This is a genomic window from Virgibacillus sp. LDC1 (assembly GCF_025792345.1).
GTDB classification, from domain to species: domain Bacteria; phylum Bacillota; class Bacilli; order Paenibacillales; family Paenibacillaceae; genus Paenibacillus_AQ; species Paenibacillus_AQ lautus.
This window is the reverse complement of record NZ_JAOXLZ010000010.1, coordinates 51,574-72,913: the sequence shown is the minus strand read 5'-3', so window position 1 is coordinate 72,913 and position 21,340 is coordinate 51,574. Positions and strand designations below refer to the sequence as shown.

20 protein-coding genes, 1 rRNA gene and 1 other RNA gene are annotated in these 21,340 nt (G+C 49.3%); 2 read left to right on the top strand and 20 right to left on the bottom strand.

The genetic code is table 11. The annotated features are described in order from the left end of the window. The 15 genes from OHJ21_RS32525 to rpoE all read right to left on the bottom strand — a co-directional run. A 16S ribosomal RNA gene (locus tag OHJ21_RS32525) occupies window positions 1-71 on the bottom strand; the annotation flags it as partial. 331 nt (window positions 72-402) lie between these two features. After that, on the bottom strand, window positions 403-672 hold the full coding sequence (locus OHJ21_RS32520; protein WP_100541579.1) for a pro-sigmaK processing inhibitor BofA family protein: 270 nt from the start codon (window positions 670-672) through the stop codon (window positions 403-405). 39 nt (window positions 673-711) lie between these two features. Next, window positions 712-1,002: a hypothetical protein gene (locus tag OHJ21_RS32515; protein ID WP_100541580.1), complete on the bottom strand. Its 291-nt coding sequence runs from the start codon at window positions 1,000-1,002 to the stop codon at window positions 712-714. Window positions 1,003-1,232: 230 nt separating this feature from the next. Continuing rightward, the gene (gene recR, locus OHJ21_RS32510) at window positions 1,233-1,832 is read right to left on the bottom strand and encodes a recombination mediator RecR (protein ID WP_071222338.1); all 600 of its coding nucleotides are present in this window, start codon (window positions 1,830-1,832) and stop codon (window positions 1,233-1,235) included. A 25-nt stretch (window positions 1,833-1,857) separates the two neighbouring features. Continuing rightward, window positions 1,858-2,169, bottom strand: a complete 312-nt coding sequence (locus OHJ21_RS32505) for a YbaB/EbfC family nucleoid-associated protein (RefSeq protein ID WP_009595540.1) — start codon at window positions 2,167-2,169, stop codon at window positions 1,858-1,860. A gap of 41 nt (window positions 2,170-2,210) precedes the next feature. Then, on the bottom strand, window positions 2,211-3,926 hold the full coding sequence (gene dnaX / locus OHJ21_RS32500) for a DNA polymerase III subunit gamma/tau (RefSeq protein WP_100541581.1): 1,716 nt from the start codon (window positions 3,924-3,926) through the stop codon (window positions 2,211-2,213). A gap of 293 nt (window positions 3,927-4,219) precedes the next feature. Continuing rightward, window positions 4,220-4,486: signal recognition particle sRNA large type (ffs, locus tag OHJ21_RS32495), an RNA gene on the bottom strand. Window positions 4,487-4,603: 117 nt separating this feature from the next. Continuing rightward, window positions 4,604-4,801: a 50S ribosomal protein L31 gene (gene rpmE / locus OHJ21_RS32490; RefSeq protein ID WP_006207505.1), complete on the bottom strand. Its 198-nt coding sequence runs from the start codon at window positions 4,799-4,801 to the stop codon at window positions 4,604-4,606. Between the two features lie 177 nt (window positions 4,802-4,978). Continuing rightward, complete coding sequence (locus OHJ21_RS32485; RefSeq protein WP_100541582.1) at window positions 4,979-6,256, bottom strand: radical SAM family protein; 1,278 nt, start codon at window positions 6,254-6,256, stop codon at window positions 4,979-4,981. A gap of 32 nt (window positions 6,257-6,288) precedes the next feature. Then, a complete protein-coding gene (gene rho / locus OHJ21_RS32480) occupies window positions 6,289-7,617 on the bottom strand; it encodes a transcription termination factor Rho (protein WP_100541583.1) in 1,329 nt (442 codons plus the stop codon). 154 nt (window positions 7,618-7,771) lie between these two features. Continuing rightward, entirely contained in the window at window positions 7,772-9,031 is a 1,260-nt protein-coding gene (locus OHJ21_RS32475) for a UDP-N-acetylglucosamine 1-carboxyvinyltransferase (RefSeq protein ID WP_071222334.1), read from the bottom strand. Between the two features lie 316 nt (window positions 9,032-9,347). After that, window positions 9,348-10,202, bottom strand: coding sequence for a class II fructose-1,6-bisphosphate aldolase (fba, locus tag OHJ21_RS32470; protein ID WP_076326392.1), 855 nt, complete (start codon window positions 10,200-10,202; stop codon window positions 9,348-9,350). 174 nt (window positions 10,203-10,376) lie between these two features. Continuing rightward, window positions 10,377-10,769 carry a response regulator gene (locus tag OHJ21_RS32465; RefSeq protein WP_076326391.1) on the bottom strand — a complete coding sequence of 131 codons (393 nt, stop codon included), beginning with the start codon at window positions 10,767-10,769 and terminating at the stop codon, window positions 10,377-10,379. Between the two features lie 275 nt (window positions 10,770-11,044). Next, a complete protein-coding gene (gene pyrG / locus OHJ21_RS32460; RefSeq protein ID WP_071221150.1) occupies window positions 11,045-12,646 on the bottom strand; it encodes a CTP synthase in 1,602 nt (533 codons plus the stop codon). Between the two features lie 695 nt (window positions 12,647-13,341). Further along, the gene (rpoE, locus tag OHJ21_RS32455) at window positions 13,342-13,908 is read right to left on the bottom strand and encodes a DNA-directed RNA polymerase subunit delta (RefSeq protein WP_100541585.1); all 567 of its coding nucleotides are present in this window, start codon (window positions 13,906-13,908) and stop codon (window positions 13,342-13,344) included. A gap of 367 nt (window positions 13,909-14,275) precedes the next feature. On the opposite strand from rpoE, the gene OHJ21_RS32450 reads away from it, so the two are divergent. Beyond that, window positions 14,276-15,424: a S8 family peptidase gene (locus OHJ21_RS32450; RefSeq protein ID WP_100541586.1), complete on the top strand. Its 1,149-nt coding sequence runs from the start codon at window positions 14,276-14,278 to the stop codon at window positions 15,422-15,424. 103 nt (window positions 15,425-15,527) lie between these two features. On the opposite strand, the gene argS is transcribed toward OHJ21_RS32450, so the two are convergent. The 5 genes from argS to OHJ21_RS32425 form a co-directional block, all read right to left on the bottom strand. Next, window positions 15,528-17,207: an arginine--tRNA ligase gene (argS, locus tag OHJ21_RS32445; RefSeq protein WP_486022363.1), complete on the bottom strand. Its 1,680-nt coding sequence runs from the start codon at window positions 17,205-17,207 to the stop codon at window positions 15,528-15,530. Continuing rightward, complete coding sequence (locus OHJ21_RS32440) at window positions 17,204-17,629, bottom strand: YwiB family protein (RefSeq protein WP_071221146.1); 426 nt, start codon at window positions 17,627-17,629, stop codon at window positions 17,204-17,206. The genes argS and OHJ21_RS32440 overlap by 4 nt, the downstream gene beginning before the upstream one ends. A 355-nt stretch (window positions 17,630-17,984) precedes the next feature. Continuing rightward, window positions 17,985-18,656: a GNAT family N-acetyltransferase gene (locus OHJ21_RS32435; protein ID WP_326115668.1), complete on the bottom strand. Its 672-nt coding sequence runs from the start codon at window positions 18,654-18,656 to the stop codon at window positions 17,985-17,987. 83 nt (window positions 18,657-18,739) lie between these two features. Beyond that, a complete protein-coding gene (locus tag OHJ21_RS32430; RefSeq protein WP_394059667.1) occupies window positions 18,740-19,411 on the bottom strand; it encodes a GNAT family N-acetyltransferase in 672 nt (223 codons plus the stop codon). A 49-nt stretch (window positions 19,412-19,460) separates the two neighbouring features. Then, window positions 19,461-20,318: a carbon-nitrogen hydrolase family protein gene (locus OHJ21_RS32425; RefSeq protein ID WP_326118197.1), complete on the bottom strand. Its 858-nt coding sequence runs from the start codon at window positions 20,316-20,318 to the stop codon at window positions 19,461-19,463. Between the two features lie 343 nt (window positions 20,319-20,661). Between OHJ21_RS32425 and OHJ21_RS32420 the strand changes: the two genes are divergently transcribed. Next, complete coding sequence (locus OHJ21_RS32420) at window positions 20,662-21,186, top strand: phosphatase PAP2 family protein (RefSeq protein WP_326115665.1); 525 nt, start codon at window positions 20,662-20,664, stop codon at window positions 21,184-21,186. Window positions 21,187-21,340: the final 154 nt, after the last annotated feature.

The following is a 21,340-nucleotide window of genomic DNA, read 5'->3' as shown; positions in this document are numbered from 1 at the left end:
GTCCGCTCGACTTGCATGTATTAGGCACGCCGCCAGCGTTCGTCCTGAGCCAGGATCAAACTCTCCAATAAAGTTTGACTTGCTCATTTCTTAACTGACGAGAATTTGTTCAATTCTCTTTATGTTCCACCATCCAACAAACCAAGGCTTGTACATGATGATTTCACAATGGATTTCACTAGTGAAATCCTCACTCACTCGTTGTTCAGTTTTCAAAGATCAATCATTTTCGTTTGTCATCCGCATCTCAGCGGCGACTTTTATAATATATCATACTAGCTTGCTGTTGGTCAAGAGGTTTTTTTGATTATTTTTTCAACCATTTTTCCACCTGACCAGTGAATCTCTATCACCCAGAATCAAACGGGCGAACATTAATGTATCATAGAATATAAGCTTGCGTCAACTACCTAATATCGTTATTTTCAGACCAACTAGTAGAGCCACGCCCGGCAAGCCCAGAACCATAACGGTTCCTATGGTCATCGGATTCAGAGGAATATACGTTTCAGCTGCTAAGCCCGTGAAATTCACAACATAGATAGCTACAGCCGAGAGGGCCAAATGCGCACCGAATACGGTTAACCATCCCAGCCCGAGCTTCTTTCTAAACACAACATAGATAAGCAGCAAAAGCGATATGCATAACACGCCCAGAACAATCATTTTCATAGATACTCCTCCTTCATTAGGAATCCTCGCAGCTCTCGTTTAACCGTTCTCCCTTTTTTGCTCGATATATTGCATCCTTGCTCCATCCAGGTTGAGCTGCTTGGCCTGTTTGAGGTTCATTTGGTATTTGCGCTCCGCTGCCTCCAGCATGTAGATCGCATAATCGATCTGATCCTGTCCCGTCGCCTCTTGAAACAGCAAATGCGCTCGCTCCCACTCCATCTGGGATCTCTGAACGTCCAGGAAGACATGCCACATCCGTTCCTGATCCTCTGCTGTGATATACGTTTCCTCTTCTTTCTTCCTCGACTGCTTCCACCATATCTTCATTCCGTTCACTCCCTATGAATATGAATGTTAAGACACTGCCCTTAAATAAGACTGTCTGTAACATTCATATCGAGAGAGGGACAAACTTAGAACCAAAAGAGCTCTTCCAGCCTCTACTTTCTGCGCGATGTAGTAAATAAAGAAAAAACGAGCCCTCAGAATTGCTTCCGATGCTCGTTCTCGTATATATGCTTTCAATCTCAAACCGATGTTGCAGAAATCACAAAATATCAGTTCAGTTCTCGTCGGCCCTCTAGCGCCTTGGATAAAGTCACTTCATCTGCATACTCCAAGTCACCGCCAACAGGCAGTCCATGGGCAATTCGGGTCACCTTAATGTCAAAAGGACGGACCAGACGCGATATGTACATCGCCGTTGCCTCTCCTTCTATATTGGCATTCGTGGCCAGAATCAGCTCTTTCACTCTCTCGTCGCTAAGACGCGTCAGCAGCTCCTTCAGACGGATTTCATCCGGTCCGATCCCTTCCATTGGAGATATGGCTCCATGGAGGACATGATAGTAGCCATCGAATTCCTTCGTACGCTCCATCGCCACGAGATCCTTGGCATCCTGAACAACGCAGATGGTCGAAGCATCCCGGGTTTTGTCCTGACATACCCGGCATGGATCCGTATCGGTGATGTTGCAACAGACGGAGCAGTAGTGCAGATTCCTTTTGACACTGACTAGCGCTTTGGCAAAATCAATAACGTCATCTTCCTTCATGTTCAGAACATGAAAAGCCAGGCGGGCAGCCGTCTTCGGCCCCACACCCGGCAGTCGCGTAAAGGCATCGATGAGCTTCGCGATCGGTTCAGGATAGTACAAATGTAACTACTCCTTCTAGGTTAGATTAGAACAAGCCCGGAATTTTCATGCCGCCTGTGAATTTGCCCATATCAGCATTTGCGATTTCTTCAGCCTTGGCAAGTGCATCGTTAACCGCAGTCAATACCAAATCCTGCAGCATTTCCACATCATCCGGGTCAACCGCCTCAGGTTTGATGTTGATGGACAGAATTTGTTTATGACCATTCGCTTCCACGGTAACCACGCCACCGCCGGAAGTTCCTTCAACGGTTTTCGTAGCGAGCTCTTCCTGAGCCTTAAGCATTTGCTCCTGCATCTTTTTCACTTGCTTCATCATTTGGTTCATATTATTCATTGATTCATCTCTCCTTATAATAGGGTGCACGTAGGGACGTGCTAGTCTTTTATGACAACGAGGTCTTCTCCAAACAATTGGATCGCCTCATCAATCCATGGTTTTTCCCCACCGGCATCCGCTTCTTCATGCTCCAGCTTAAGCTCTTCTGCCTGAGGCTTGCCCACTCCTTCTACCGCGTCACTCCAGTCACGAAGCATCATGGTAACCAGATGATACGGTTTGCCAAGCGTAGACTCAAGAACCCCTTCAATCACCTGTTTATTGGCAGGTTTCTCCGTGGTTTCCCGGTGGATGTTGTTTTTAAAAGCGACAAGGACCTTGTCTTCCCATACGGACACGGGTTCTCCATCCATCAGCCATGCATGGACCGTTACCTTCTCCTCTTTTACATTCTGCAGAATTTGGGCCCACTGCCGATGAACAGAGATATAATCCTCCCCGGATCGGCAAGATACATACTGATCCATATGCTGCGGGATCTTGGCTGATGAAGCTGCTTTCGGTGCCGGTGTACGGGTAGACTTGGCCGGTTCGCGTTGACTCGATGCAGGAACACCGTTTTGTATCAGTCGCTCCAGCTTTTTCTCAAGTGAGGCTACATGCTGCTTCAGCTGAGCGAGTTCCCCCGCATCGGCCGTACTATGGGCAGCTGCGGCCCCGCCCGCAGATTGGGTTATACCGGAAAGCTTGAGCAATGCTACCTCAAACAAGGTTTGCGGCTGCGAGGCATATTTCATCTCACTCTGATACCGATTCAGCGTATCAATCATTTGAAATAATTCATCTCGACTGAAGGCATTCGCCATCTCCTGAAACTCTGCCGGATTCAAAACCCGATCGGTCAGCTTGTCGGCGCCAGGAACCATCTTGATCATTAGCAAATCGCGGAAATAATACAGGAGATTCTCCATGCATTTATCAGCACTTTTCCCCTCCTGCATGAACTGCTCCACGATCTGCAGCACAAGTCCGGCATCCCCTTGTTTCACGGCACTGGCCAGACGACCAAACTGCTCCGAGGCAATACCGCCCGTCATGTCCATTACCTGCTGGTAAGATACCGTGCCTCCAGTGAAGGAAGCAATCTGATCCAAAATGCTCAATGCATCCCGCATACCGCCATCCGATAGACGTGCGATATACTGCAGCGCTTCATGCTCTGCCGTAATGCCTTCTTCTCCGCAAATCTGCTCTAGACGCCCGGTTTGTTCGTCCAAGGAAACCCTTCGGAAGTCAAACCGTTGACAGCGTGAGATGATTGTTGCCGGAAGCCTGTGCGGCTCTGTTGTCGCTAGTATAAACATCACGTGTGCCGGCGGTTCCTCCAGCGTTTTCAATAAGGCATTGAACGCTTCCGTCGTCAGCATGTGTACTTCATCGATAATATAAACCTTACGCCGCACCTCGGTCGGTGCGTATTTGACTTTCTCCCGCAAATCACGGATTTCCTCGACACCGCGGTTGGATGCAGCATCAATCTCCTGAACATCCATGACGGCGCCGGACGTAATGCGCCGGCAGGCCTCGCATTCATTGCAGGGTTCCTCAGCCGGACCATGCTCGCAGTTCACGGCTTTGGCCAAAATTTTAGCGGCACTGGTCTTGCCCGTACCCCGTGGACCGCTGAACAGGTAGGCATGGGAAACCCGCTGCTCGCGAATGGCATTCTGCAGGGTCTGGATAATATGCTGCTGGCCCACCATGTCGCCAAACGACTGTGGTCGCCAAGCACGATATAACGCGATATGTTCCACTGTGCTTTACCCTCTTTCAACTTCCACTTCACGAGATCGAGAAAACCAAAAGTTTATACTATGCCCGATTCTCGCGTGCTTTACTGTGCATTCATGGTCAATCCCAGCCGAAAAGGCATGAGTTTAACGGTTATATTATACTACATTCTATACTACTTTCCCCTGCCTTAGCAAAACGTTTACTTGGAAAACTTTATCCAAAGTACACATGAAGGATTAGCTTGAATATATAGCCATCTCGACAAAAAACACCCTTGCCAATATGGCAAAGGTGTTATGTGCAGATATGTATACCGTGCACCTGTTATTGATAATTGCGATCCGAGCGGCAATCCTGAGCAACAACTCGGGCTAGGCACCCCTCCGGCACAAAAGCGATCTTGCTTATGGCTGCTTCCTTCCGGACCTGACCAGGTTCACAAGTGCTCATTGCGGAGGACCCAACCGTCAACGTTGAGCGCAGGGACCAGCCTCACATCGACAATACCTCTAACAGGAATTCAACCTCGCTACAGCGGATTGCGAGTTACAGGGCACCGCTACCTCCCCGTCTAGCACGGCGAACTTTAGTATATCGCATGGCTATCAAAAAAGCAACCGACGGAAGAAGTTGCATACTCCGCCAGCCTTATAAACAGACAAAAACCCTTCGACCACAAAGGGGAAGGGTTTGTTTATTAGATACCGTATTTCTTCTTGAATCTATCAACACGACCGCCAGCATCCAGGAATTTCTGTTTACCTGTGAAGAACGGATGACAGTTCGAGCAAATCTCTACACGAAGATCTGGTTTTACAGAACCTGTTTCAAACGTATTACCGCAAGCACAAGTAACTGTAGTAACGTGATATTTCGGTTGAATATCTTGTTTCATTGTAGCTTTCACCTCTTTCCGCCCTGAGCCTCATGCGGACCCAGAGTTATATGGACACATAAATGGAGTATATCACGAGCATATTGAATGCGCAATAGCCCATACACAAATCATCAGGCAAGACCACAATTGGAATTTCAACCTGTTTTTAACACATGCGATATCAGTACGGTTCTGTTAGATAATCGAAGGTCTCTTCTTCGGTCTTGCCTGTCCTGCAGGCGGCACATGCGTGTAGGAGCCAATCACCACATCCGGCAGCTCCTCCTGCATAATCTCAATAGCCTGCTTCATCCCCAGAATCTCGCCTTGCGCAGGCGGAATAAGCTCAAGATAGCTCTCAGGGTCAATATTGAGATTACGCAGCTGGATTAACTTAAGACCCGTGCGGCGGGCAAACTCAATCATGGCTTCCAGCTCTTCCTCGCGATCGGTCACGCCTGGGAAGATCAGATAATTGATGGATGTATACACCCCTTGATCGGTTGCATAACGAAGAGATTTCTCCACATTGGCCAGCGTATAGCCCCTTGGCTTGTAGTATGCGTTATAATGATCATCCAATGCACTGATGGTACTGACTCTCATCAGATCAAGACCCGCATCGACGATGCCGCGGATAAAATCGGTCAGTCCCGCATTGGTATTAATATTAATGTATCCCATATCGGTCTGTGCCCGGACTTCTCTCATGGCTTCTATAATGATCTTCGCCTGCGTGGAGGGTTCTCCCTCACAGCCTTGGCCAAAGCTGATGATCGACTCCGGTGTCTTCAGATGCTCCAGCATGACCTGCACCAGCTCATCCACTCTCGGACGGAAGTTCATGCGGGTCTGAGGCGAGACAAAGCCGCTGTCATCCGGCTGTTCCGAAATACAACCGAAGCATCCGGCATTGCAGGAGTAAGACACGGGAACGGCGCCCTCCCAGCGATTCAGGAAGGTGTTGGATGCCGTCAGGCATTCATATCCTAATGCACAGTTAGACAGATGTTCATAGAGCCGATTCTCCGGATACTTCTCCTTCAGCGTCTTGACTCCAAGCTCAAGATCGTTCAGATCGCAGTTCACAGGGTTCCACTTCTCAGGGTCATCGGATAAACGCGCCGTCGTATAGAAAGCGCCATCCTTCCATACGACCGCCGAGTAACCAAATAGCGGCAGCTTATATTCCTTGTCCGACTTCACGTACCCCGGCAAGCAGAGCCGGGTGTAGCCTTGCGGCAGAAGCGCTCCGACAGCGGTATACCCGTCTTCAAGCGGCATCATTTCACCGGTCTCCGGATCCATTCCGATCGCTCGGGTGCTTGGCAGTCCGACTAGTGTAGCTCCTTCCGGCAAAGGTATCAATTCATCATCCAATATCTCAACGATCATATCTCCGCTGCGGGCCAGCCCAAACAGTTCGGAATGATCGTATACGTTCCCTTGTTCATCTGCATAAACCAAATACATGTTGATCTCCTATTCTCCGGTTGATTCAGGGCTTAGCTCTGAGGGGCCGTCGCCGCAGATGCACGCGATGGACGTCTGGCTGTCTGGCCCTGAGCCCCGGTTCCGCTACCGTTATTGGCATTAACATCAAATGATGCCAAGAACTCCGCGTTATTCTTGCTGTCACGCATTTTTTTGAGGAAGCCTTCCACAAAGTCAGCAGAGTCGTTCATATTTTTACGGATCGCCCAAATGGTATCCAATTCATCCTTATTCAGCAGCACCTCTTCACGCCGGGTGCCGGAGCGGCGAATGTCGATCGCCGGAAAAATACGGCGTTCCGCGAAGCGGCGGTCCAGATGCAGCTCCATGTTGCCCGTACCTTTAAATTCCTCATAAATAATATCATCCATCCGCGACCCGGTTTCAACCAAGGCCGTAGCCAGAATCGTCAAGCTTCCGCCTTCCTCCACGTTGCGCGCCGATCCAAAGAAACGCTTCGGACGATGGAATGCCGCAGGATCAATACCGCCGCTCAGCGTTCTGCCGGACGGAGGGATGACCAGGTTATACGCGCGGGCAAGACGGGTGATGCTGTCCAGCAATATAACAACGTCCTTCTTATGCTCCACCAGCCGCAAGGCACGGGACAATACCAGTTCCGCCACTTTAATATGGTTCTCCGGAAGCTCGTCAAAAGTAGAAGCAACCACCTCGCCCTTAACGGAACGCTGCATATCCGTCACTTCTTCAGGCCGTTCATCGATGAGTAAAACAAACAGTTCAATCTCTGGATTGTTGGTTGAGATGCTGTTGGCGATTTCTTTTAAGAGGAGCGTTTTCCCTGCTTTTGGCGGCGCTACGATCAAACCGCGTTGTCCTAAACCTACAGGTGCAAGCAGATCCATAATTCGGGTTGACAACTGATTAGGGGATGTTTCAAGAACAAGCTTTTCTTGCGGATAAAGAGGAGTCAAGGCTGGGAAGTGCAATCGTTCCGCTGCGACGGCAGGATTCTCACCATTCACGGCGTTAACCTGCAGCAGCCCGAAGTAACGTTCGTTCTCTTTAGGTGTCCGGCATTTGCCCGAAACCAAATCTCCGGTCCTTAAATCAAATTTGCGAATCTGGGAGGCCGAAATGTAGATGTCCTCCGTGCTCGGCAAATAGTTGATCGGCCTAAGAAAACCGTAACCCTCCGGCAAAATCTCGAGCACACCCTCCATGAACATCAAGCCGCTCTGTTCAGCCTGCGCCCGGAGAATGGCAAATATCAATTCTTTTTTCTTCAACTGGCCATAATAAGGAATCTGATACTTTTTGGCCAGCTTATACAGATCCGTCAGCTTCATGCCTTCCAAATCGGCTATTTGTAAATCCATTCAATAACCACCTATTCAATTATTTGTTTCTGTCACAGCAGATCCCTGCTGTCATGTAGTCTATTATTCTATGAGAGCTTTACTAGGAGCATTACCCAAATCAGAGGGAGATATGCAGTTTTAACTGCACATTTCCCTCATTTTGGTAAAAAAATCACTCTTCCTCCGTCTCACGCCATACGTCTGCACCCAGCATACGCAGATTGGATACCAGATGGTCATAGCCGCGATCAATGAATTCTACGCCGCTTACCTCTGTTACCCCTTCGGGTACGGTTAGTCCCGCAATGACAAGAGCTGCGCCTGCGCGCAGGTCGGTCGCTTTGACTTTAGCTGCGTTCAGCGGACCGCCTTCTATAATGGCAGAGCGTCCCTCCACGCGGATTTTGGCCCCCATGCGAACGAGCTCCGGAACATGTTTAAATCGGTTGCTATATACAAAATCACTAAGGACACTGACGCCTTCCGCTTGCGTAAGCAGGCTGGTCATCGGTGATTGCAAATCCGTTGCAAATCCAGGATATATAAGCGCCTTCACATCCACATGCTGGTACCGGTCCTTACCGATCACGCGAATGCTTTCGTCCAGCTCCTCAATACCAACACCCATCTCGATCAGCTTGGCCGTAAGGGCTTCAAGATGTTTCGGGATGACGTTGTCAATCAGAACATCGCCGCGTGTAGCTGCGGCAGCAATCATATATGTACCGGCCTGAATCCGGTCTGGAATAATGGAATGTCGGCAGCCATGCATCTCGGTTACGCCTTCAATCCGGATCGTTTCCGTTCCGGCGCCCTTAATGACAGCTCCCATGGAATTCAAAAGTGTTGCAACATCTATAATTTCAGGCTCTTTCGCCGCATTTTCAATAATTGTGGAGCCTTTGGCCTTAGCAGCCGCCAGCATAATATTAATCGTTGCACCCACACTGCTCACATCCAGATAGATCTTCGCGCCTCGCAGCTCTTTGGCATGCAGATGAATCGAACCGTGTTCATTGGTGACGGTTGCGCCGAGCGCTTCAAAACCCTTGATGTGCTGGTCGATGGGACGAGGTTCAAAATTACAGCCGCCCGGCAGGCCGATCACGGCTTCTTTAAATCTTCCAAGCATGGCGCCCATCATATAGTAGGACGCGCGCAGTTTCTTGACGGGTCCGTTAGGCATCGGAATAGATTTGATATCAGAAGGGTCAATTCTCATCTGATTGCCTTCCCATGAAACTTGCCCGCCCAATTCTTCCAAGATCTCAGCATAAACAGCCACATCGCTGAGAAGCGGCAAATTATCAAGTACGACTTCCGATTCCGCCAGGATTGCGGCGGGAATTAACGCAATGGCACTGTTCTTGGCACCACTGATGGTTACAGTGCCTCGCAGTGGGCGTCCACCGCTGATCATCAATTTTTCCATAAGCTTTCGGGTCCCCCTACATCACTTCGCAGCCGGAAATGGTTCTGATGGCCGTCATACAAGAAAAACGTCTTAGCGACGTTCCTTAGGATGACAGACCGCATTTAGCGTTCTTTTTTTGTTCTCGATTATCCGGTTGTGAAGCTCACAACCCGCTTGTTCTTTGATATCTTAATAAATGAAATGGAAAAACACCGGCTATGCGGTGTGCTTTCCATTTCATTGTATGCAGCATAAGACAGCCTAAAATCTTAGGTGATTCCAATCGTCATGTTGTGGCCACTAGGACTACGAGCGATTTAATTACAAGTAATGATTACGCTTGATTGTTGGAACCGAACTCACGGATTTTGCCAACAACCGTTTCCTTAATCGCCTCACGGCCCGGTTTCAGGAATGTGCGCGGATCGTAAGCTTCTGGTTTAGCAGCAAGCACTTCACGAACAACTTTGGAGAACGAGATTTGGTTCTCGGTGTTCACGTTGATTTTGGACGTACCCAAAGAGATTGCTTTCTTGATGTCATGCGTCGGGATGCCTGTACCACCATGAAGCACCAACGGAAGTTTCACAGCATTGCGAATCTCTTCCATCTCTTTGAAACCAAGATTTGGTTCGCCTTTGTAAGGACCATGAACAGAACCAAGCGCAGGTGCCAATGTGTCGATGCCTGTTTCGTTCACGATGCGAACGCAATCGTCAAGCTTCGCGTACATTACGTCACCGATGACGTCATCTTCTTGTCCGCCGACCATGCCGACTTCAGCTTCAACGGAAACGCCTTTGGCATGAGCATACTCAACGACTTGTTTCGTTGTTGCAATATTCGTCTCAATCGGGCTGTGGGAATCATCGATCATAACCGAAGTGAATCCAGCGTCGATTGCCTCTTTACATTTCTCAACACTTGAACCGTGGTCAAGGTGAATGGCAACAGGAACTGTAACTTTCAGGTCCTCCATCAAACCTTTTACCATGTGTACGACGGTGCTGAATCCACCCATATAACGAGCTGCGCCTTCGGAAACTCCGAGAATTACCGGGGATTTCTCTTGCTCAGCCGCTTCAAGAATCGCATATGTCCACTCCAGGTTGTTGATGTTGTATTGACCAACAGCATATTTACCTTCGAGTGCTTTGTTCAGCATGTCTGTCATTGATACTAATGGCATGGTTTCATCCTCCTATAGATGCTTAGTTTGTCTATGGTTTTTAGCCGATATAACATACGGACTTATTATACCACATCGCGTCATAAATACTAAACAAGCATTTCCTAAAATGCTGCGAAGGACCTCACATTCTGGCAAAAAAAAGAATTCCGCCCTTTGAGCAGAATTCATCATTCAACCGATATTATTGGCGGTCCCTTTCAGCTGCATATTGACGGCTTGCCGCATCTCATCAATATCAAAGGGTTTGGTAAAATGCATCAACGCACCAAGATCGGTTGCTTCCTTGATCATGTCAAGCTCTCCATAGGCTGTCATCATGATCACCTTAATGTCCGGATTCATCTGTTTAATATGCTTCAAAATCTCAAGCCCGTCCATTCCAGGAATTTTCATATCCAGCAGCACCAAATCCGGGGCATGCATCTTCACAATTTCAAGCGCTACCTTGCCGTTCGCCGCTTGAAACGTCTCATATCCTTCACTGCTGAACACTTCCACAAGCAGGATGCGGATACCATTCTGGTCATCCACAATCAGCACTTTGTGTTTGCTTTCTTTGCTCATCCTTCCAACCTCCCCGATACTTAAATCGTACAATGAGTATATGCAAACTCGAAAGTTCCTAACTTTCCCATAAACCGACCATTATTTGTATTCGCCTGTAGATGTCGAATTCCTTCCTATCCTAAAAAAAGTAAGAAAAAAAGATGTACAAATTTGTTGTATACGAAATCGACAGCTCCGGACATCCGATTTGAACGTTTAGCTTACTCCCGTCCGTAGTGAGGACGACGGATTTATACGCAAAAAAAGAGCCTCTTCAAAAGAGGCTCTTCTCATTATGCCTGATGCTGGATCGAGGCTTTTACAAATTCACGGAACAGCGGCTGCGGACGGTTCGGACGGGAAGTGAATTCCGGATGGAATTGCACGGCGAGGAACCAAGGGTGTCCTGGCAGCTCTACAATTTCAACCAGACGTCCATCCGGAGAAGTACCGGATATACGCAGGCCTGCTTTTTCAATATCTTCGCGGTATTGGTTGTTAAACTCATACCGGTGGCGATGTCTTTCATATACCAGCTCGTCCTGGTAGCAGGACTCGGCAAGCGATCCTGGAACCAGCTTGCATGGATACAGACCCAGGCGCATGGTTCCGCCAAGATCCTCAATATCCTTTTGCTCCGGCAGCAGATCGATGACTGGATATTCGGTAGCCGGATCGATCTCCGAGCTGTTCGCGCCGTTCAGACCGACAATCGAACGGGCATATTCAATAACGGACACTTGCATCCCAAGGCAAATGCCGAAGAATGGAATGTTGCGTTCGCGAGCATAGCGGATCGCGCTGATCTTGCCTTCGATACCCCGATCACCAAATCCACCCGGTACAAGAATACCGCCAATGCCACTCAACGCCTCTTCCACATTGTCTGCCGTAATTTCTTCGGCATTCACCCAGCGGATCTTCACGTCGGCATTAGCATCAAAGCCTGCATGAGACAAGGATTCAACAACACTGAGGTAGGCATCGTGCAGTGCGACATACTTACCGACGATCGCAATCTCAACGGTCTTCTCCAGCTTGGATACACGCTCCACCAGATCTTCCCACTCGCTCATATCAGGCGCAGGTGTGGTCAATTTCAAATGATTGACAACAATTTCATCAAGGCCTTCTTCACGCAGATTCAGCGGTACCTCATACAGCGAGGAGGCATCGCGACATTCTACAACCGCATTCGGGTCGATGTCGCAGAAGAGCGCGATTTTTGCTTTCATCTCGGTTGAAAGCTCATGCTCCGTACGGCACACGATAACATTCGGCTGAATGCCAATACTGCGGAGTTCTTTTACACTGTGCTGGGTCGGCTTTGTTTTCACTTCACCGGCTGCCTTAATATATGGAATGAGGGTTACATGAATATACATCACGTTCTCACGGCCAACGTCGCTCTTAATCTGACGGATCGCCTCAAGGAAAGGAAGACTTTCGATATCGCCAACCGTACCGCCGATTTCGGTAATGACCACATCCGATCCCGCTTCACGGCCTGCACGGAACACGCGCTCCTTGATTTCGTTCGTAATATGAGGGATCACCTGCACGGTACCGCCTAAATATTCGCCCCGACGTTCCTTGCTGATAACAGAAGAGTATACTTTCCCTGTTGTCACATTGCTGTTCTTCGACAGGTTAATATCGATGAAGCGCTCATAGTGTCCCAGGTCCAGGTCGGTTTCCGCACCGTCATCCGTAACGAATACTTCGCCATGCTGGTAAGGACTCATGGTGCCCGGATCTATATTAATGTACGGATCGAATTTCTGAATCGTTACCTTGAGCCCTCTGTTCTTAAGCAATCTACCGAGCGAAGCGGCGGTAATTCCCTTACCAAGAGATGACACGACCCCGCCTGTTACAAAAATATACTTTGTCACTGTTAAAAACCCTCCTATATAATCTCCATAACTTCAGGCGACATATGATGTTTATCCTAACCCGTTTTCCCCTGATTCATCAGAGGGACCAACAAAAAGCATCGCTCGCTTCCAAAAATGGTGAGCGAGCTGACCTCCGACCTATTACAAACCGCATATATTGACGCTTAAATGATCCTCATACCGAGCTGCTAAACACGGCATACGTTATGAGGCATCCAAACGAGCGGTTCCCATACCTCATCTTAAACAACTGCAAACCTGAGTCTTAGTCGACATAAGGTTTAAACAGAAGATCTCCCCCACCGGCGGAATAATCACTGCAAGAGACCATGAAAGTCCAGTCCCTACAGGAAGGATGCCTCCACAGCCCAAAGAAAAAATGTCTATCGACAAACTTCCAGAAGCAGACCACTTGTGATAAGGTAGTTTCTCTTGCATTATTAGGTCCAGAAGCTAGCGTCGTTTACACTTTCTGAGCCTTAAAAACAAAAAAAGTGACCCCGAATAAATAACGGGGCACTTTTATATTAAACATATTTAATCCACAATCATAAGCCCAAGCAATAGTTTACTCTGTGCCTTGTCTGCTTGTCAAGAGAAGAAGCAACCTCAAAATTCCCCAATGGCCTGACACTGTAAAACACAGTCATAATCAGCGTAGACAAGTCCTAAAGCCCCTGCTGCCTGACGGATTAATCCTTATCGTCTTCCTCAAATGCTTCATCTTCCAGATCGTCTTCCTCTTCGGATTCCGAATCCTCGTCATCCAATTCGTCATCATCCAGAACAACCTCTTCATCTACATCATCGTCGGCATCATCATCATCCGGGAAGAGATCGTCGTGATCATCATCTTCCTCATCGATGCTGTCGAAATCCTCCTCGGCATCGTCACCGCTATAAGTATCCTCTTCATCGGTGAAATCATCGTCATCATCATCTTCATCGTTGATGATCCGCGGACGCTTGGCGTTCGCAATCGGATCCTCGGACTTCTCCAGCGGATACCAGCGCTTCAGTCCCCACAGATTCGTTCCTACACATGCGAAACGTCCGTCTATATTGATCTCGGTATATAACTGGGCAATCGTTTCGTTAATTTCCTGTTCCGTAAAGCCGCGAAGCTTGGCCACCTCATTCATAAGGTCACGGTAATAATACGGCGTATTCGCCGCTTTCAGAACCATAAAAGCCAGGTCAACCATGGGGATTTCCTGAATCTTCTCCGGATCGATCTTTAAATTGAGCGGATTACTCACTAACGCACACTTCCTCTCACACAATCTTCACGTTATACCCTCAACATATCCATTATCAAAACTAAGTAAAACCTATTTGGAAATAAAAATCAAGTTTTTATGCACCATTACCCATCAGATACCAAAAGGAAAAAGACGGAGAGGATTCCTCTCCGTCTTCTGACTGTATCCGCCCCAAGGATCGACTCCTTACGGGATTAGATAAGAGAACCTTGATGTTCTCTCCATGTATCTTATGTTAGCCCTGCTGCTTTGACACGGTAAACAGGGCCTATTTCCCGGAAAAAGGGCAACATCCCATTCGGGCACTCTCCCCGGTTCATACAATACTGAAGCAACGGTTCATCGGGAAGGGAGATTGCCACACATGGATTACACCCGGATCATGCAATCACTACTTACAGAGACGAACCCTATGCGGAACGTCCGGGAAATGAACCGGCGGCTCCTTACGTTTCATGACCCTCAGCTGTACCAGGAATGTATCCGCGAATGGAATCGACTTGTCGGGAAAAGGCGATTTCCGAGTTCGGTCAGCTATTCGCCGCTTACCCGCACCATCATCGCTCCAGCTCCCCAAACCGCGAAGTTTGAGTCGGAGTTTCGGAATGAACTGATGGTTGAAGAGGATGAACAGGTTCATATCCATGCCATACAGGGGACAATTGGAACGTTAACCGGGATCCCATGGGGTATCAAGCAAATCAAAGCCCCTCAAGCCTGGTCGGTCTCGACAGGACACCGCATGAAGATTGCCGTTATCGACACGGGGGTGGATTTCGCTCACCCCGATCTGAAGTATTCGCTGACTCGAGGTGTTAACCTTGTCCACCGGAACATCCCGCCATATGATGACAACGGACACGGAACACATATTTCGGGTACCATCGCTGCTGCCAACAGCACGCAGGGAATGATTGGCGTTGCTCCAAGATCTGTGGTGTATCCAGTCAAAGCCTTTGATCACAACGGATCCGCCTTTGTGTCGGATATCATTCTAGCCATCGACTGGTGCGTGCGGTCCGAGATCGATATCATCAATATGAGTTTCGGTATGCAAACCCGAAGTCGCACGCTGCTGGATATAGTAGGCAAGGCCCACCAAGCAGGTGTCATTATTGTTGCCTCCTCCGGTAACGACGGCAAACGCCGTACCGCGGACTATCCTGCCCGTTATCCTCAAACCATATCCGTCGGAGCTACCGACCGCAACCGGAAAATCCCTGCCTTTAGCAATCGCGGGCAATTTGTCGATATTTATGCACCTGGAGATAAAATCGTGTCCGCGTGGCTGCAAGGAAAATACCACGAGATGAGCGGCACCTCCATGGCGACTTCACACGTTAGCGGAGCGATCGCCCTACTGCTTGCACAAAAGCCCGACCTAAAAAAAACGGCTACCATTAAGGCCCTGCTGCGACGCACCTCCTCTCCCCTTAAGCTCAAAAAAGGATACAGCGTCTCCGATGGAGAGGTAAATGCCTTGAAATTTTTGCGCGAGGGCATGAAATTATAAACTGATTCTTCATCAATAATAAAAGAAAGTCCGTTTATCAATTAAAAACAGCCGCCTTTCCACGGAAAGACGGCTGTTGTCACATAGTAAAAGGCAAAATCCCTTACATCCGTTCCGGAGCCGATACGCCCATCAGGCGAAGCACGTTAGCGATGACCGTGCGAACTGCTCGAAGCAAAGCAAGGCGAGCCTGCGTTTGATCCGCATCCTCGGTGATCACGCGTTCGGCTCGATAGTAGCTGTGGAACAAGGAAGCCAGCTCATATACATACCGGATGAGTCGGTGCGGAGCATAGTTCTCTGCGGCAAGCGACACTTCCTGCGGAAGCTCTCCTATTTTGCGCAAAATGTCGTATTCATGCTCGGTTGTAAGAACGCTCAGGTTCACTTCGGAAAGCGGCAGGAGGTTAACACCCTGCTCCTCAGCTTGGCGGAATACGCTGCATATACGTGCGTGAGCATACTGCACATAGAAGACAGGATTCTCATTGGACGTAGACACCGCCAGATCCATATCGAAATCCAGATGCGAATCCATACTGCGCATGGTGAAGAAATAGCGAATCGCGTCCACGCCGACTTCATCCATCAGATCTTCCATCGTGACCGCTTTACCGGTACGCTTGGACATCTTCACTTTCTCGCCATCCTGGAATAAGCTGACCATCTGGGCGATCAATACAATCAGTTTGTCCGGATCATTGCCGAGCGCCTCCATGGCAGCCCTCATCCGCGGAATATAGCCATGGTGATCGGCTCCCCAAATATTAAGGATCTTGTCATAGCCGCGCTCGTATTTATTACGGTGGTACGCAATATCCGGCGTCAGGTAAGTATAGGTTCCGTCATTCTTCACGAGGACGCGGTCTTTGTCATCCCCATAGTCGGTTGTGCGAAGCCAGGTTGCCCCATCCTTCTCATAAGCTTCGCCCTTCGATTTCAGCTCTTCCAGGGATTTCTCCACGAGTCCGTTCTCATACAGGGATGTCTCACTAAACCATTCGTCAAAATGAACGCGGAATCGATTCAAATCGCGTTTGATTTTATCCAGTTCCTTCTCAAGTCCGAACTGACGAAGGAATGCCGATCTCTCGCCTGGATCCATGGATAGCAAAGAGTCGCCCTTCTCGGCTACAAGCTCTTTGGCAAACCCTTTGATATCTTCGCCATGGTATCCATCTTCCGGCATTTCGGCATCCTGTCCGAGCTCCTGCAAGTAACGGGCCTCGAGGGATTTAATCAGGTTGACCACTTGGTTGCCCGCATCATTGATGTAGTATTCGCGCGTAACTTCGTAGCCTGCAAAATCAAGCACATTGCAGAGGGCATCGCCTACCGCCGCTCCGCGGGCATGTCCCAGATGCAGACTTCCGGTGGGGTTAGCGCTGACAAACTCCATCTGAACCTTTTGCCCCTTACCCGCAGCAATCCGTCCGTAGTTGTCGCCCTGTTCTTCTACCAATGCAACGATCGGATAGAGATACCCCTTGTCCAAGGTAAAGTTAATGAATCCAGGCCCGGCTATTTCCGCCTTTTCAATGGAAGCTTTCGCCATGTCCAAATGCTCCAAGATAGCCTCCGCAATTTGCCGCGGGTTCTTCTTGGCGATTCGTGTCAACTGCATCGCTACGTTCGTAGCCAAGTCGCCATGCGACTTATCCTTGGGAACTTCCAGCGTAATGCCCGGCAGTTCCTCACGGGAAACCAGCCCTGCAGCTACGGCAGCGTCCGCCACCGCTTCAGCAACCAGCCCGTTAATGTGATCTAATGGATTCATTGTCATGATTCATGTGCCTCCTGAATAGTCAAACTGATCGAAAAGTGTCCCGAAAACTCGTCAAACACATATAAATCATACGCCCAAGCCGCTCGTCCGGACACGCCTTCAAGCGCTAGCTCCAGACGCTGGGTGTGCGTAGACAGATTAAATGAAGTGAACGGGGAGCGGTAATACCCCGGCAATCGCTGACCCAGCTTAAATGCCTGCTCGGACTCCACCTCGCCGTGACGGATCAGCTTTAGCTCGTCCTCCGTCAGCTTGAGCATCGCCCGGGTTTCCCCTTGATGCGGTCCAAGCGCTGGTTCTGTATAGCGAACATACAGGACATTCCCTTTGATAAACGCCTCTGCCGGAAGCTCCTGTATCGTATTCTCCCCTTCGTGAAGGCTTTGAAGACGGATGCTCACTTGTTTTCGGTCGTTCATATACGTTCCTCTTTTCCTTACCTATTGTATTACTATATCCAGTATAGCCTTGCAATTCAAATGAGGATTTTAGCAAATGTGAAGAAAAAGTTGATCCACGTGCTTACACGAAAGAACAACCGCATCCTCAATCTTCGTATTTCACGGCCCATTAATTTGCCACTCACTATAACCTACACCTGTGATTTCCTTGCCAAAATGGGCTGCTGGATCATGGCTCTGCACGCTCCATGTCTGAATATAAGGGGGTTACCATCATTCTACGAATAGAATACCAAATTAGCACATGCTATAGGCATAACCAGAAAAAAATATGCCTGATCCATAACGAATCAGGCATGATCCACACTATAGATTACAACGGCAGCAGAGATACCTTCTCCCGCGCTTCCAGCTTGGCGACCATGTCGTTCCAGGCCTGCGGCTTCTCAGGCAGTACCGAATAGTATCGTTTCAGGAAGCTCACGATCAGCTCTGCAGGCAATTCATTGACAGCATCATCGCCCGGCATGAAGCAGAAGTCGAGCCCGCTCACGGCTTCGCCATCATTATTCCAGGATGGATGCACGTAGGCGATATCCGTGCGTTTGTAGCCAAGATGCGACAGCACCTCGCGGCGAACGAACGGATCCATCGGCTTTACCCCGCCGAATGCATAGTCCTGTACCCGATATGGATCGTAGATCTCGGCGAACATGCCGAACAGCTCCTTGCCGTTCGCTGCCGCCAGTTGATTCAGATCCTTCAAGCGATGCTGTGCCAGAAATCGGCCGATGCCAAGCCCTTCGCGGCCAATAATGGTGAAATCGGTCATCGCGACGTTCCAATCCTCGTAATAGCGGTATTCCGTCGTACCCACCACTTCATCCTCATGCAGGGCAACAAACACCCGAATACCCGGATCCTCCAATGGTTCTTTCCATAGACTGAATTCCAGCACCTCTTCCGGAGGGAACACTTCCTTCATCAGATTGTGCATTTTGCGGAACAAGGGATCGTCGATGCTGGTAATACGGATATATTCCATTAAATAAAAGCCTCCTTATATATGTAATCAAAAAATCCACTTTATATATGAAGCCAATTCATTATCATTCACGCAAAACTACTTCACCCACTGAACGGATTCTTCCATTCCATTAGAGCCCCATAATTGCAGGAATCCTCATCCTCCAAATACTCCGCTGCCACCCCAACGGGCGTCCGGCCGCAACGCAGCAGGAAAGTAATCACCGGATCCTTGAGGTCACCCCGGATCACAGCGTCCAGATATTCCGCAGCCGACATTTCATGGGCATGCCGATGATAGCCGGGCATCCGTCCGCCGCCAAGCAGTCGGTCCAGTCCCCGATTCACCGTCACATGGTACAGCGACTGGATCAGCCATTTGCCGAGTCCGAGCTTACGAAAGCGCGGCCTGACGCAAATGTCGGCAATGTATAGCGTATTCCCGTCCGGCTTGTGCGTCCGGATATACCCGTTATCCGTGGTACCCGCCCAGGAGTGGGCAGGCTCTCGGGGATCGTAATCCACAATGAGCGAGGTGATCGACCCGGCGAGCATCCCGCTCACTTCAACGCACAGAGCACCCTCAGGGAACAAGGTGACATGCTGCTTCAGCTGCTCCTTGTTCCACAATTGCTCCGGCGGATACGGGGGAGGGAACGTCTCGGATTGAATGACGATCAGCTCGTCAAAATCCGCTTCCGTGTAGCTTCGTATGACAACCGGCACCGGCCGGGTGTCGTCAAATACATAAAACTGTTGATGAAACCGGGCCATTTCCTCTGCACCGCCTTTGTCCTATTTTCCTCAAGTGATGATAAACGGCTTATTTCCAATCCGGATACAAATCCGTGCGGCGATCGCGCCATGTCGTGACGGATCCTTTCTCCCGCACTTGGTACAATAAATCCAGATTGAGATCGGCTGTAATGATCATGTCGTTGTTGAGCTCTCCCTCGGCCAGCAGGCCCTGCGGAGGAAACGGGATATCGTTCGGGGTAATGATGGCCGCCTGTCCGAAGTTGGCACGCATCAGATCCACGGTTGGCAGCGAGCCAACGGTACCTGTCAGCACCACATAGATTTGATTCTCAATGGCGCGGGCATGGCTGGTGTAACGAACGCGGTGGAATCCGTGACGATCATCCGTACAGGATGGACAGAAAATGACGTCGGCCCCTTTAGCCTTGGCCATGCGCACGATCTCAGGGAATTCAATGTCATAACAGGTCAGCATCGCAATGGTGCCTTTTTCCGTCTCGAACACTTCGAGCCCTTCGCCTGCTCCCATATTCCATCCGCTAATCTCCGAAGGCGTGATATGAATCTTGGCCTGCTCCGCAATGCGGCCGTCCGGATAGAACAGATGCGCGACATTGTACAGCTTCCCTTCCCGGCGAATGACGTGCGTACCGCCAATGATATGCATGTTATATTGCTTCGCAAAGCCTTGAAACAGCTCGCGGTAACGGTCTGTGAAATCCGGAAGATCATTGATCGTCAACGCCTTGCCCTGATCATCCCCGATGGACATCAGCTGGGTCGTGAAAAATTCCGGAAACAGCACAAAATCGGCTTCAAATTCCTCCGCCGCCCGGATATAATGCTCCGACTGACGGGCAAAATCGTCAAAGGATTGAATGGTGTGCAGATGATATTGCACGGCAGAAACGCGAAATTTCATGCTTCTCCTCCTTAGGCATAGTTAGATGCTTTCATTATATCGGATTCCGGGCTCCGAGAACATGGGAACATGAAGTCATCATCCCTTGGAAACCATAATCTTGTGAGGCGTGCTTCCAACACGCTCAAACGGTTAGCCCTCAACTCATGTGTGAGAAAGAAAGATCAAATTATGAAAAAATACATGTCATTCATACCCACGCTTAACAATTCTCCTGTATACTGTCGTATGTAAGCCTCTTGTCTACACTTTGAATCTCGGCCCTTACAAGCATATATCCTCAGCCTGATTGAACTTTGGGCTGACAGCTTACAAAATTATAATGTGAGGTGTTCTGTTCACAATGATTACTCGTTCGATGGATTGGCTTCAGCAACATGACCACCTTATCTTCCGCTGGTTAAACCGCAAGATCAGCAACAAAACGGTGGATTCGATGCTCGCGCTGGTCACCCATATGGGGGGTGCTATCTTTACCATTGTGCTGACACTTTCGATAGCGTTTTTTGCACCTGAGCCGTGGGATGCGATGGGGTGGCAGAGCTTTTTGGCGCTTTCCCTCAGCTTCCTGATTACGGCCCTCATCAAAAGGAAGATGCGGCGCATCAGGCCCTATCTGGCACTGGAAAAGGTACGGTTCGAACAAAAACCGATGAAGGACCATTCGTTTCCTTCCGGTCACTCGACGGCCATCTTTTCCATTATCACGCCGTTTCTGTTCATAACGCCTTGGCTGTCGTTGCTCTTGATCCTGCTGGCCCTTACGGTCAGCCTGTCACGCATCTATCTGGGCTTTCACTATCCTTCGGATTGTTTGGCCGGCTGTTTCGTCGGAACCACCTCGGCGCTGCTTATCGTACTTAGTTAAAAAAACAGGCATTCCCCTAATGGCTTCACGGCTATGAATGGGATGCCTGTTTTTTTCACTTTTCGCTTTCCCTCACTTGTTATTTCCCTGCCCCTCGATCCCCGCTGCGACAAGGAATTATCGCTATCTTCCCATACGTATCCATCATCATTTC

Coding starts and splice junctions, on each gene's coding strand:
- fba (WP_076326392.1), bottom strand. CDS start 10,202: ATGCCATTAGTATCAATGACAGACATGCTGAACAAAGCACTCGAAGGT.
- OHJ21_RS32420 (WP_326115665.1), top strand. CDS start 20,662: ATGATTACTCGTTCGATGGATTGGCTTCAGCAACATGACCACCTTATC.
- OHJ21_RS32440 (WP_071221146.1), bottom strand. CDS start 17,629: ATGAACGACCGAAAACAAGTGAGCATCCGTCTTCAAAGCCTTCACGAA.
- OHJ21_RS32520 (WP_100541579.1), bottom strand. CDS start 672: ATGAAAATGATTGTTCTGGGCGTGTTATGCATATCGCTTTTGCTGCTT.
- OHJ21_RS32430 (WP_394059667.1), bottom strand. CDS start 19,411: ATGGCCCGGTTTCATCAACAGTTTTATGTATTTGACGACACCCGGCCG.
- OHJ21_RS32465 (WP_076326391.1), bottom strand. CDS start 10,769: ATGAGCAAAGAAAGCAAACACAAAGTGCTGATTGTGGATGACCAGAAT.
- rho (WP_100541583.1), bottom strand. CDS start 7,617: ATGGATTTACAAATAGCCGATTTGGAAGGCATGAAGCTGACGGATCTG.
- OHJ21_RS32425 (WP_326118197.1), bottom strand. CDS start 20,318: ATGAAATTTCGCGTTTCTGCCGTGCAATATCATCTGCACACCATTCAA.
- OHJ21_RS32505 (WP_009595540.1), bottom strand. CDS start 2,169: ATGAATAATATGAACCAAATGATGAAGCAAGTGAAAAAGATGCAGGAG.
- OHJ21_RS32450 (WP_100541586.1), top strand. CDS start 14,276: ATGGATTACACCCGGATCATGCAATCACTACTTACAGAGACGAACCCT.
- OHJ21_RS32515 (WP_100541580.1), bottom strand. CDS start 1,002: ATGAAGATATGGTGGAAGCAGTCGAGGAAGAAAGAAGAGGAAACGTAT.
- OHJ21_RS32435 (WP_326115668.1), bottom strand. CDS start 18,656: ATGGAATATATCCGTATTACCAGCATCGACGATCCCTTGTTCCGCAAA.
- OHJ21_RS32475 (WP_071222334.1), bottom strand. CDS start 9,031: ATGGAAAAATTGATGATCAGCGGTGGACGCCCACTGCGAGGCACTGTA.
- OHJ21_RS32485 (WP_100541582.1), bottom strand. CDS start 6,256: ATGTATTTGGTTTATGCAGATGAACAAGGGAACGTATACGATCATTCC.
- rpmE (WP_006207505.1), bottom strand. CDS start 4,801: ATGAAACAAGATATTCAACCGAAATATCACGTTACTACAGTTACTTGT.
- argS (WP_486022363.1), bottom strand. CDS start 17,207: ATGACAATGAATCCATTAGATCACATTAACGGGCTGGTTGCTGAAGCG.